Origin of the sequence: Roseburia sp. 1XD42-34 (assembly GCF_009917385.1) — a bacterium.
Lineage (GTDB): Bacteria > Bacillota > Bacilli > Bacillales > Amphibacillaceae > Virgibacillus.
The window spans coordinates 28,916-41,961 of record NZ_QWLJ01000018.1 but is presented as its reverse complement, the minus strand read 5'-3'; the positions used below and the strand labels follow the sequence as shown (position 1 = coordinate 41,961).

12 protein-coding genes are annotated in these 13,046 nt (G+C 38.4%); 9 read left to right on the top strand and 3 right to left on the bottom strand.

The annotated features are described in order from the left end of the window. The first annotated feature begins 66 nt into the window (after nt 1–66). Nucleotides 67–492 (top strand): pyridoxamine 5'-phosphate oxidase family protein, encoded by a 426-nt coding sequence (locus D1839_RS11405; protein WP_120380029.1) that lies wholly within the window; start codon nt 67–69, stop codon nt 490–492. Between the two features lie 178 nt (nt 493–670). On the opposite strand, the gene D1839_RS11400 is transcribed toward D1839_RS11405, so the two are convergent. Beyond that, entirely contained in the window at nt 671–1,354 is a 684-nt protein-coding gene (locus D1839_RS11400) for an ABC transporter ATP-binding protein (protein ID WP_120380028.1), read from the bottom strand. Between the two features lie 3 nt (nt 1,355–1,357). Continuing rightward, nucleotides 1,358–2,425 (bottom strand): ABC transporter permease, encoded by a 1,068-nt coding sequence (locus tag D1839_RS11395; RefSeq protein ID WP_120380027.1) that lies wholly within the window; start codon nt 2,423–2,425, stop codon nt 1,358–1,360. A gap of 942 nt (nt 2,426–3,367) precedes the next feature. On the opposite strand from D1839_RS11395, the gene D1839_RS11390 reads away from it, so the two are divergent. From D1839_RS11390 to D1839_RS11355, 8 genes are all read left to right on the top strand, one after another. Further along, nucleotides 3,368–4,069, top strand: a complete 702-nt coding sequence (locus D1839_RS11390) for an HAD family hydrolase (RefSeq protein WP_120380026.1) — start codon at nt 3,368–3,370, stop codon at nt 4,067–4,069. A 251-nt stretch (nt 4,070–4,320) separates the two neighbouring features. Then, the gene (locus D1839_RS11385; RefSeq protein ID WP_120380025.1) at nt 4,321–5,298 is read left to right on the top strand and encodes a ring-cleaving dioxygenase; all 978 of its coding nucleotides are present in this window, start codon (nt 4,321–4,323) and stop codon (nt 5,296–5,298) included. Nucleotides 5,299–6,217: 919 nt separating this feature from the next. Continuing rightward, nucleotides 6,218–6,997 (top strand): MurR/RpiR family transcriptional regulator, encoded by a 780-nt coding sequence (locus tag D1839_RS11380; protein WP_120380024.1) that lies wholly within the window; start codon nt 6,218–6,220, stop codon nt 6,995–6,997. 542 nt (nt 6,998–7,539) lie between these two features. Beyond that, nucleotides 7,540–8,460, top strand: coding sequence for a 1-phosphofructokinase (gene pfkB, locus D1839_RS11375; RefSeq protein WP_120380023.1), 921 nt, complete (start codon nt 7,540–7,542; stop codon nt 8,458–8,460). A 6-nt stretch (nt 8,461–8,466) separates the two neighbouring features. Next, nucleotides 8,467–9,876 carry a PTS fructose transporter subunit IIC gene (locus D1839_RS11370; protein WP_120380022.1) on the top strand — a complete coding sequence of 470 codons (1,410 nt, stop codon included), beginning with the start codon at nt 8,467–8,469 and terminating at the stop codon, nt 9,874–9,876. Between the two features lie 21 nt (nt 9,877–9,897). Next, nucleotides 9,898–10,362, top strand: a complete 465-nt coding sequence (locus D1839_RS11365; RefSeq protein ID WP_120380021.1) for a PTS sugar transporter subunit IIA — start codon at nt 9,898–9,900, stop codon at nt 10,360–10,362. Nucleotide 10,363: 1 nt separating this feature from the next. After that, nucleotides 10,364–11,236 carry a class II fructose-bisphosphate aldolase gene (locus D1839_RS11360; protein WP_120380020.1) on the top strand — a complete coding sequence of 291 codons (873 nt, stop codon included), beginning with the start codon at nt 10,364–10,366 and terminating at the stop codon, nt 11,234–11,236. Between the two features lie 177 nt (nt 11,237–11,413). Further along, nucleotides 11,414–12,271 (top strand): Cof-type HAD-IIB family hydrolase, encoded by an 858-nt coding sequence (locus tag D1839_RS11355; protein ID WP_120380019.1) that lies wholly within the window; start codon nt 11,414–11,416, stop codon nt 12,269–12,271. Between the two features lie 342 nt (nt 12,272–12,613). Here D1839_RS11355 and D1839_RS11350 read toward each other — a convergent pair whose 3' ends face one another. Beyond that, nucleotides 12,614–12,883 carry a hypothetical protein gene (locus tag D1839_RS11350; protein ID WP_147358282.1) on the bottom strand — a complete coding sequence of 90 codons (270 nt, stop codon included), beginning with the start codon at nt 12,881–12,883 and terminating at the stop codon, nt 12,614–12,616. Nucleotides 12,884–13,046 lie beyond the last annotated feature (163 nt).

Below are 13,046 nucleotides of genomic sequence, written 5' to 3'. Positions count from 1 at the left end.
AGTGTTTAAGATGCGTAGAGAAAGGAATAATAATGATAAAGCATATTTGAGGAAGGAGTGTTCAACGTGAGTCAAGAACATTTACGAACACAAATTGAGCAGATTTTGGAGGATGACCTTGTTGGACCAATGGCGACAGTGAAAGGAACTATGCCACATTCTCGGTATATGACGTTTTACCATGATGGTTTAATATTATATACACTAACTAGTAAGCAAACCGATAAAGTGACCGATATTGAACAAAATCCGTATACACATATTATTCTCGGCTATGAAGGAGAAGGATTTGGGGACGCTTTTGTGGAATACGAAGGCAAGGTAAAAGTAAACGATTCTCCTGAGCTAAAAAAACAACTATGGAGTGACCACGCAAAGGTGTATTTTAAAGGACCGGATGATCCCAATTTAACCGTTTTGGAAATACAACCATTGCATGTTCGATTAATGAATAAAAAAGGGGAGGATTCCCCACAGGAATTAGAGCTCTAGCAGGAAGAAGAAAATATTTTTTCATCAGGTTTAAAATATCATTTTACTGTCTTGTATAGCTAACAGTTTGCGTATTCCATTAAAATATTGGCGAGATCCCAATCCTAATTGTTATCAGCCAGCTTCCGACCGATAGTCATTGGAAGCTGGCTAATTTAAGCTTTCAGTGATGCTAATTTCATTGTGCTGTTTCTGTTTGCAAAGAGAGTCTTCCATCGGTGATGTTATACACTTTATTGCAATAGTTAATCAGCCGCGTATCATGGGTGACGACAATGGTAGTTTTGTTACTGTTTGTAGTTATTTCTTGCAGCATTTCCATAACTTCAAATGCCCGATCAGAATCGAGTGAAGCGGTTGGTTCATCGGCAAGAATAATACTTGGGTTTGTATATAGCGCTTTGGCAATTGCTACACGTTGTTTTTCTCCTCCTGATAAATCAGCTGGAAAACTGTTTAATAGTTTACGAATACCTAACGTTTGATATAGTTCCTCCAGTTTTTCAGCAGGTAAATTGTCTTTTTTTACCTTATCTAATAGTTGCATTTGCTGATTTACATTTAAAAATGGAACTAAATTGGATGCTTGTAAGACAAAGCCGATTTCTTTTAAGCGGATTACCGACCGTTGCTTCTCGTTTAATTCGGTAATATCTCTACCATTGATGAACACATAACCATTCGTAGGGGGTTGTAATCCCCCAGCAATGGTTAAAAAGGTGCTTTTACCTGATCCAGACGGTCCAATGACAGCAATTAACTCTCCTTTATTAGCGGAAAAATTCGTTGGCTTCAGAGCTTCTACTTTTGTATGCCCGGAACCAAAAACTTTATGAACCTGTTTCATTTCAAGAACTGACATTCTTTAACCTCCAATCGCTTTTAGTGGATCAATTTTAACAATCGTTTGAATGGAGAATAGTGCTCCTAATATAGACACGAAGACAAGTACAACGCCATAGGTAAGTAAATCTAAATACTGAAAAATGATTGGAACGACATCTGGTAAAAAGGCTCCTGTAACCAACGTTAATAGAAATCCGAGGATAACCCCAGCAAATGCTAATAAAAAGGTTTGTGCAATTACCGATCTTGCTAAGTAATTACTGGATATTCCTTGCGCCTTCATAACGCCAAAGATACTTATTTTTTGAATGGTAAGCACATATAAGAAAATAGCCAATACCACGGCTGAGATGACAAACAAGAAATAAATCATAAATGTTAACGTTAAACTTTGTTCAGAGTAGCCGGGGAGATTTTCAATAAATGTGGTAGTATCCACGACTTGCAGTTCTTTTTTTACATCTACATTGGACAAGTCATCAGTACGAATGACAAATGCATTTATTTGATCTTTGTATACTTCTGCAGCTTCCCCGTAACGAACGTTCTGTAATGTTTGTAAATCGGTATAAAGCACAGGAGCTGCGATAAATTTTGCGTTATCCGTAAAGCCAACAATGGTCAATGTTTTTTCCGTTGAAGATAATCGAAGTTCATCACCAATTTTAAAGCCATCCTCTTTTAGGGAATCATTTGCGACGACTTCATTAGCGTTTTGAAACGCTTCGCCTTCCGTAATGTTGGGCATAATAAATTCACCAGCGTCAATACCGAAGATCGTTACATTTGATTTATTGTTCCCTGAGGTTGCAATCGAGCTAATCTGCGCTAAACTTGCAAATTCATCTGCTCCTTTACCATCATAGTCATCGAGCGATAAACTGGATTGAGGGAGGTTGATATCTGATTCCTCTGTTAAAATGACCCCTTGGGCTTTCCATTTATCAACTGCTGCTTTGTTCATGTTTTCCAATCCATTTGCTAAACCAGATAATAAGAAAACGAGATAGGAAACGAGCATTAATACACTAACAATTAGAGTGAAGCGTAATTTATTATTTTTTATCTCATTCCAAGCTAAAAACATTGTTTCTCCCCTCCTGGCAAAATGTTCCGCATACATAAGATATATACTCTAATAATTGTATAAGAATCCTTTCATGAAGCAAAGCAGATGGACTTATGTATAATAAAAATCCAGGAAGCCGGTGATTCTAAGTAGAAGGATTATTGATAATGTATAGCCGACTAGGTGGGGAAAATAGGAGGAATGAGATGTACGAGGGATAAACCAAAGAGATAGATGGCGATGTAATCGAACGTATTGAGGAAGTGGAAAATCCGTGGAAGAAAGAGGATGCGTATAACTATTGGATATTTTTACCGAAACAACTGGGTATCCAGCAAAAATCTGAAGGACTAGTTCGTATCATTATAAATATCTACACTGCGCATAAAGAGGATGCAAGCTGACTGGATTTTCTCCAAGAAAACCTCGTCTCCGCTTATATTTTTCCACGGGAGATGAAGAACGAGCCGCCCTGCTAGAAAAGTTAGGCAACATAAATGTGGCAAAGCTTGTGTTTATGTTAAGAAGCTCGCAGATATTGAGATCAAAGTACTAAAGCAATTAATCTGGCAATCTGTATCCTTTCTACAACCTATGTATGCAAAAGTTAAAACGTAGACAGACCACAGCATAATCACGGAGTAAGGTTTTTTTGAAAGATAAGAAAGTATAAAAATTGTTGCTTTGGGGATACGGACTTAACGGAATAGCCACATCTGGCGCATGTGCCCAGCAACTAGGCAACTTCACTCCATTGCCCAACGATAAGTCATTATCTGTTATAGCTAAGAGAAAGGCCGACTAAATACGGGCTTGCCGCCCGACGTCGGCTTGAGTTTTAAATAAAGCCACTATAAAAACGATAAAAATGACCGTATTTCTCCATGACAAATTTGACAAACCTTAATAATTTGATACGCTTTTCACAAGTATTTATATGAGAGTTGGGGGAACAGAAAAATGACTACCATTGCCTTTGATTTAGATGATACCTTATACGACAGAACCTTGCCATTACAGAAGACGTTTCAGGAATTTACAGCTACAAAGCACTTCAAATTTAATCAACTCTATCCTGTTTATCAAAAATATAGTGATATTGGATTTGAACAGGTTACGAGAAAGCAATGCTCGTTAGAACAATCCCATGTATTTCGTATTCGCGAGACATTACGTGAATTTAATATTGGCATGGATAAGCAAGAAGCTTTATCGTTTCAAACGATGTATAAAAACAATCAGGAAGAAATATCATTAAGACCGCATATAGAAGAAATATTGCGATATTTGCAACAAAGGGGTATCCAATTATTAATTATTACCAATGGACCTTCTTTTCATCAATGGAAAAAAGTTAGAAACCTCGGTTTGGACGCATATTTCACTGATAAGGAGGTTATTGTTTCTGAAGAGGAAAGTACTGCAAAGCCAGATCGGAAAATTTTTAATCGAGCGGAGGAAAGATTTCAATTCTCTAAACAGGATGCTTGGTATATAGGCGATAGCTATCCTATCGATATGGTTGGTGCTTATCAAGCAGGCTGGAGCGCGGTTTGGCTGAATTTAACGAAGCAAAAGCCAGCAAATGGTTTTAATATAGCAACAAAAACAGTGTATTCCACAGAAGAATTAAAGAATTACTTAATTGGTCTTTTGCCTTAACGCTATTAGATGAAAATTTTTACGTTAATACTTGTAATAGCCAACCTTTTCACTACTCCTTATTCTAGGCTTTTTCTAGAAGGGGTTTTTTCGTACACAAACAGATAGTTAAAGTCAGAAGGGAATAGCTAAAGCATGTAAAGTTGCTAATGCTAACATTTCCAGTAGACTTGTGGGGCTTATTATGGTATGTTTATTATGAATTAAAAATACTTTAATTCATAATAAATGATGGGGGAGGAGGATGTTACATGGAAGAATTAAAAGGAATTCATCATGTAACGGCGATTACAAGCAGTGCAGAGAAGAACTACGAATTTTTCACGTATGTACTTGGCATGCGTTTAGTTAAAAAGACAGTCAATCAAGACGATATTCAAACATATCATTTGTTTTTTGCTGATGATAAAGGCAATCCAGGGACGGATATGACTTTTTTTGATTTTCCCGGTATTCCAAAAGGCTCACATGGAACGAATGAAATTTATAAGACGTCTTTTCGTGTCCCTTCGGATGAAGCACTTACGTATTGGGTCGATCGGTTTGATCGTTTGCAAGTGAAGCATACTGGTATTCAAGAACAGTTTAGAAAGAATACGTTATCATTTGTAGATTTTGATGATCAATCATATCAGCTGATTTCTGATGAGCGTAACGAGGGAGTCGAGGCAGGGATACCTTGGCAAAAAGGTCCGATTCCATTAACGTATGCGATTACCGGTTTAGGTCCCATCTTTATTCGCATTGCTGACTTCACTTCTTTTAAAGAAGTGTTGGAAAAAGTAATGCAGTTTAAGTATATAAGAAAAGAAAACGGTCTGCATTTATTTGAAGTAGGCAAAGGGGGAAATGGCGCCCAAGTTATTATTGAACCCAATAATACATTGCCAAATGCGCGTCAAGGTTACGGAACGATACATCATGTAGCATTCCGTGTAGAGGATCGTTCGGTGTTAGATAAGTGGATGACGCGCATGGAAAACTTTGGATTTGTTACTTCTGGATATGTGAATCGGCATTTCTTCGAGTCGCTTTATGCTAGAGTCGCCCCGCAAATCCTATTTGAATTTGCCACAGATGGCCCGGGATTTATGGGTGATGAGCCGTATGAAACATTAGGAGAAAAGCTATCTTTACCTCCATTTTTAGAATCGAAGCGGGAGCAAATCGAACAAATGGTGCGTCCCATTAATACAGTAAGAAGCACGATTGCATTTACGAAAGAATAACATTTACGCGTTTTGTCATGGGCGATCGGATCGAGGAGGCTGATCAGATCCATGTAGTTCCTGAATTATTATTGTAGCACGGACAATTTGACAGCGGTGGAGAAATTTCAAGATGAGTGGATGAACCACAGAAGTCAGTGTAAGTCATTCAAATGGGAGAACTTTCGGTTGTTTTTGCGTAAATTTCCACTTCCGAAACCGAAGATAAAGGTTAACATTTCGAATTAAGGGAACATATTAGTATATTTGGTGAAAGATGTTGGTGATGAGCCGTGTGCGTTAATTGCGCCCGCACGGATCTGTGAGGGGACGGAACACAATCCCAAAGGAAAGGTTCCGTCCTACTCGACCCATAAGATTTCGCGACAAGCTAATTTTTTCTAAAAAGATAAAAAAGTATAAAATTTATTACATTGGAATAACTAATAAACGAATAAGCCGCGTCCGGCGAATGAACCCAGCAACTAGGCGACTTCATGAATCGCCCTACGATAAGTCACCATCGGTTCGTGTCTAAGAGGAAGGCCGACTAAAAACGGGCTTGCCGTTCAGGCGTCGGCATACTCCTATTGCAGGAGCATGATTCCTAAAACTTTGGTTGCTTCGTTATATTCGCTACGTTGCTAACCGGGCGCCCTGCGCCTTTGGTCAAATGAATATTAGGCTATTATTTTAAAAAATTATCTGCTAATTAGTGATACAAGAATACTTTTCTTGACGAGAGAAGTTTAGATTACTACTATATTCTTAAGCTATTGGGGTTTTTTAAAAAATGATCACCCCTTTTTTATTGTCAATGAAGGTGAAGGAAACAATTATTTGCAAGGATCTAGCATAATATGAAGAAAATGTAAAATAGGTTAAGCATACCATTTATGCTTTGAAGGTCCTATTCATTATCCTATGATTGGAGGGTATCATGGACAAACCTTTATTCAATATTCCACATCAAACGTATTCCATGCTTAGTCAAAGTGAGCGCTATCTACTTGAGTTTATCCATGAGCATATGGATGAAATAGCTGATATGTCCATTGTCACTCTTAGTGAGCGAGCTAATGTGTCTACAGCTACAATTGTAAGGTTAATGAAAAAAATCGGATATAACGGTTATACCTCATTTAAATATCGGTTGAAGCAAGATGAAAAAATGTTAGACGCGAATGATTCATTAACAGATATTGATGACGATATTAAACAGGTAATCAAGAAAAACGAAGAAGAAGTATTGCGAACAATTCAATTGCAAAGCATTGGGCAGATTGAGGATGTCGTACAAAAAATATACAACGCGAAGCGGGTTTATATTTTTAGCCGTGGCTTTTCTGAGATGATTGCTAAGGAAATGATGATTAAGCTGCAAGCATTAGATAAAATTTGTGAAACACATGAGGACCCAAATATTATTCGCGTGAAATCACGTAAAGTAACGAAGCATGATATCGCCATTTTTGTTTCTTTAAATGGAGAGACTGCCGAACTTGTAGAGGCTTGTCAAAATTTAAATATTCGTCAAGTAACAACAATTACTTTAACAACTAAAATTGATTCGTCATTAAGCCGCTTATCCGACATGACATTATTAGGCTATAAAACGGAGCATTCTCTATTTCCCGAATATGAAGTCCGCTCTCGTTTGTCCCTAAATGTGATTGCACGGATATTGCTCGATTCGTATGTCATACGAACAAGGAAATAAATGTAATTCAAAAATGAACAGTCACTTATTGAGAATAAGCATCTTTTTTGGAAGGTAGCTTTTCTCGGTAAGTGGCTTTTTTTATAAGATACAAAAGTAGGTATTTGGGGATACCAACATAACCGAATAACCACGTCCGGCGCATGGGACCAGCAACTAGGCAACTTTAAAATTAGCCCTACGATAAGTCCTCATCGGTTGTAGCTAAGAGGAAGGCCGACTAAAAACGGGCTTGCCGCTCAGGCGTCGGCATACCCCTGTTTTTAGTGGCATGATTCCTTTATCTTTCGTTGATTCGTTCCATTCGCTACGTTGCTATACGGACGCCCCGCTCCTTTGTTCTTGTAAGCACCATTTGAATGAAATTTAGATATTACGAGTACTCCATTCCTAACTTCTCTATTTTTTTCTTCTCTATAATGATGATTCTTTATTTCTCTCACCATGTTTTATTCGCTGTGCACCGGTTTACATAAACTGAAAACATTTACATGAAAATCTGTGCCATACTTAAATTAACAACAAAGAAAGAAGGTGAGGCTGTGATCTACACATGCACGATGAATACAGCGATCGATTTATACGTTGCAATGGAAGCGTTACAACCAAATGCTGTTAACAGAACGTACGATGAGGATTACCAGCCAAACGGTAAGGGTGTCAATGTGTCTGTAATGTTGAAAAAGATGGGGATACCTAATACGGCATTAGGGTTTATTGGCGGATTCACAGGACAATTTATTAAAGAAGAATTAGAGAAGCTAGAGATTGCAACAGATTTTATTGAAGTAGAAGGCAATACACGTATTAATGTCTTTATTAATGCGAATGAAGAATACAAAATCGTCAACCGAGGACCGATTATTCATCAACAAGCAGTAAATCAGCTGTTGGCTAAAATCAAGAAAATCCCGGCTAAAAGCACGTTCATTGTATCGGGGAGTCTACCAAGGGGCGTAGAGGACCGAATTTTAGTCTCGATTGCCAAAATATGCAATGAAAATGATGTGAAATTGATTCTTGATTCCAGCTCTCCGGTTGTTTTAGAGACGCTTGCTTATGAGCCGTATCTTTTAAAACCAAATGAAGAGGAATTAGCACAGCTATTTGGAGAAAAAGTATCTCTATCTGAAAAACAAATGATAGCATATGGCAAAGAATTGATTCAGCGAGGTGCAAGGCAGGTCATTATTTCCAGAGGAGAAGCAGGGGCATTATATATCGATAAGCAGAAGGTTATGAAAGCAAGCTCTCCGAAAGGAAAAGTTGTCAACACAGCATGTGCTGGTGATGCATTACTGGCTTCATATATTGCCCAAACCATAAGCAGCGCTTCTATAGATGAGGCATTAGTATATGCGGTAGCGACAGGTGCATCGACCGCTTTTTCAAAAGGATTAAGTGATTTAATAGATATTCCAGATTTAGTGAAAAACGTTGATATTCAACATTTAAGGAGGTAAAACAGCATGACCAAGAAGAAAATTGTTGCTGCTACAGGTTGTCCAACTGGAATTGCACATACGTTTATGGCTGCCGAAGCATTACAAAAAGCAGCCGAGAAGTTAAATGTAGAAATAAAAGTGGAAACACATGGACAAGTGGGAATTGAAAATGCATTAACATCCGAAGAAATTAAAGCAGCAGATGGCGTTATAATTGCTGCTGATAAGGATGTACAGGCAGACCGTTTTCACGGAAAGCCAGTAGTAGATGTCCCCGTTTCAAAAGGGATTAAAGATCCTGAGGCACTCATTGAGCAAATTTTACAAGGCAAGGCTGCTATTTACTACGCATCTGATTATGAAGGAACAGATGAAGGAGAGATAGCTCAAGATGGAGCACCGGAAGGAAGTAGCCGTAAATGGGTTCATACCATTTATAAACATTTAATGAATGGAGTTTCTCACATGCTCCCATTCGTCGTTGGTGGTGGGGTGCTCATTGCAATATCTTTTTTATTCGGAATTTATTCTGCAGATCCAAAGCATGAGCAATACAATGAATTCGCTGCCTTATTAAAAGAAGTTGGTGGTTTAGGTTTTAGCCTAATGGTACCTATTTTAGCGGCATTTATTGCCGAATCCATTGCAAAACGACCTGGTATGGTTGTTGGGTTTATTGGTGGTTTATTAGCAAGCCAAGGCGGTGCCGGATTTTTAGGGGGAATTTTAGCAGGATTTATTGCCGGTTATATTATTATCCTTTTGCAAAAACTATTAAAAGGCTTACCACGTTCTTTAGATGGACTAAAATCGATCTTTTTGTACCCTGTGCTAGGAATCTTTTTAATCGGTATCATTATGAAACCAATAATTATCCCAGTTACCGGATTAAATGAAGGATTAATGGACTTTTTAGCATCCGTTCAATCAACGAATCCACTATTACTTGGTTTAATTGTTGGGGCGATGTGCGGATTTGATATGGGTGGACCATTTAACAAGGCAGCGTATGTTACTGGTACATTGTTACTTGCTGAAGGTAACTTATATTTCATGGCGGGTGTTTCCGCTGCTTGTATTGCACCACCATTAATTATTGCTTTTGCTACGGTATTGTTTCCAAAATACTTTACTAAAGAAGAGCGTAACGCTGGCGCGGTGAACTTTATTTTAGGATCTACTCATATTACAGAAGGAGCAATACCATTTGCTGCGAAGAATCCGATTGTTGTGTTGCCAATTATTATGCTCGGCTCTAGTATAGCGGCGATGCTGACGTATTTGTTTAAAGTCCAAGTTCCAGCACCACACGGAGGATTTCTCGTTCTGCCTGTTGTAACAGGAGCATTTCAATGGGTAATAGCCATTCTTATTGGTTCCATGGTAGGAGCATTGCTTTATGGTATGTATCGTAAAAAAGCAGCCCAGAAATAAATGAAGGAAGGGTGATGGAAAATGAAACAGATAATCCAACCAGCATGTATTCAGCTACAAGCAACAGCAACTTCACAGCAAGGAGTGTTTCAGGCGATTGCGGATATCGCAGTTGCCAATGGCATTGCTCAATCAGCAGAAGCAATTGTAGCTGGACTAAAAGCGCGTGAGAAAGAAAGTACAACTGGTTTTCAGGAAGGATTTGCAATCCCGCATACGCAAGTGGATGAAGTCAACCAACCAGCCATAATTATTGTGCGGACAGAGATGGGGATTGAATGGGAATCATTTGATGGCAAGCCTGCATTTTTCTTTCTATCTCTGCTCATTCCGAAGTCAGAAGCGGGAACAACACATTTACAAGCATTATCTGCTTTATCACGAGCATTAATAAATGAAGAAACAAGACAATCTATGCTAACAGCAACAACCCCAATAGAACTTGCTAATATCGTTAGTCAAGCTATCTCAGGAGAGGACGATTAATATGCCACTTATATCAACGACACCAATGTTAAAACAAGCGAAAAGCGAAAATTATGGAATTGTAGCGTTTAATGTACATTCATTTGACAGTATTTATTGGGTATTAGAAGCAGCGGCAGAAATGAAATCACCGGTCATTTTACAAACGACTGTTGGCACGGTGAAATCACTTGGGGCAGAAAATATTGTAAAAGTAGCAACAGCAGCTGCGGATTACTATCGTGTTCCAACAGGTCTTCATTTAGATCACTGTACGGATTATGAAGTTATTAAACAAGCTGTTCGAGCTGGATATACATCTGTTATGATAGATGCTTCCAGGCATGCATTTGCAGAAAATGTACGACAAACGAAGCAAGTCATGGAACTGACCGCTAACTTAGGAGTTAATGTAGAAGCCGAATTAGGGAAAGTAGGTGGTGTAGAGGAAGAAATTGTTGTCTCCGAAAAAGACGCTCAAAAAGCGGTACCTGAAGAATGTAAAGAATTTGTTGCTTTAACAGGTGTACCTACACTTGCCCCAGCAATCGGCACAGCTCATGGTATTTATAAAGGTGAACCTGATATTGACTTTAACCGTATTGAACAAATTAGTAAAATGCTAGATATTCCACTTGTATTACATGGGGGTTCGGCTGTACCAGAGGAAGATGTGTGTAAATGTGTAGCGTTAGGCATGGCAAAAGTAAATGTTTCAACAGAGCTAAAAAATGCTTATTCTATTGCAATTAGAGAGCATTTTTCACAACAACCTGACAGTCTCGATCCACGCGCTTATTTACAAACAGCAAAAGAAGCTGCCAAAGCAATGGTTATCTCTAAAATAAAGATGGTAGGCAGTGAAGGAAAAGTTGCAGCTACAGCAATAAAATAATTGCTGTTTGTGCTAGAAATAAGTGTCTAGTCTGATGCTTAACCTTTGCAACTCTTATTTATTAATTTTTACCGAATGGTCTTTCCTAAGCGTAGGGAGAGGCCTTTTGGTATAATAATAGAGTAAGAATTAGCGAAATTACATATTCGCTGCCAAATAAATGGAGGAGGCTACTTTATGAAATTAATAGCCATTGATTTAGACGGGACCTTATTATCTGATGAAGGAACAATTAGTAATGCAAATATAACGGCCATTCAAGAAGCACAGCAACAAGGACATATCGTCTCTATTGCCTCTGGTAGATCACTTCCAGATACGAAGGAAATCTTACGGCTTTCCGCATTAGACTGCCCGATTATTGCAGGTAATGGTGCAACCTCATTTCATAGGGGGGAGCAGGTGCATCAGTTATATATGGATCAAGAAATTGTAAAGCGTATTATTCCGATTTTAAGAGAGTTACAATTATACTATGAAGTGTATGTAGATGAAGGTGTTTTGCTGGAAAAGGACATGGAAAACATATTATGGAAAGAATTGGAGCAAATTGGTCATGATGTAGCCTATACTTCTAAAACCCTTAAACAAACGATTGCCATCCAACATAGCCAACATGGCTTACAGTTTGTCGATCAGTATGAGAAAGTTGTTCCAAACTATGAAGGCATCTATAAAATATTTGTTCTTTCGTTGTTTGATGAAAAACGTAGCCAGTTACAGCATTTTATGGAATCACAAGGTGGCATATCTATAACTTCATCAGGTAGAGAAAAGCTTGAAATTGCTCATCCTCGAGCAAGTAAAGGCTATGCGCTAGAGCTGATGGCAGATCATTTTGACATCCCAATGGAAAATACCATTGCCATTGGCGATAATTTTAATGATCTCTCTATGTTTGCAGCCGCAGGGATGAGTATTAGCATGGGAAATGCAGAAGAAGAAGTGAAACAACAGTCGACGTATACAACCTTAAACTATGCCGAAGATGGTGTTGCACATGGTATTCGACGTTATGTGCTTGGGGAAGAATAAGTCTCTTGATCAATGGGTGATGAAAAAGCACAAGGCGGAGTATGGGCTGCGTGCTTTTTTGCTTCGTATACAAAAAGGATGGACAGGTGAGGAACAGATTGAAATGAAGCGGCTGAAGTTGACGCAATAGCTGGTTATCTCAAGGTAAACAGGCAGGCTTCGAAATCGTTCATGAGCTCGGGCATTGGAACGAGCAAAGCCGAACAGAGCGAAAAAGTCGAGCAGCGAAGGAGAAAGTCGTGTCCCGAAAAGAGAGCGAATTGAAAAAACAGCCCACCAGAATGGAAACTATTGTAGTGAAAGCTGAAGATTTCCACTAACGAGGCTACGTTAAAGAGTAGGTTATTTTTGCTTCACCAAAAAGCTACATAAGGTGCCAATGTTTACACCGAGTAAGACTGAAATGGCAAACATTCCAATACCTATATCGGCCCACTTACCAATAGCAAATATACTTAGTATAAGTATAATAAAGCTGATAAGGCTTGCAATGGTGGTAAGTAAATACAGAATAGTACGACGTATATAATATGCTAAAATAACGACAGAAGAAGCAGCTATTACGCCTGCAAGGATTATCGGCCACCAAGCTTCTAATAAATTTCTGTACATGGTTAAACTTCCTCCAATCATAAATTACCCACTTTTTTCATCATTAACAGATTCTTATTGTAAGCATATGAATGGTGAGCCTATATTGCCACACGTAATGAGTAAAGTTAAACGGTATACACATTTTAGAAAAACTTATCGCTAAGTTTATGGGGAAAGCTTT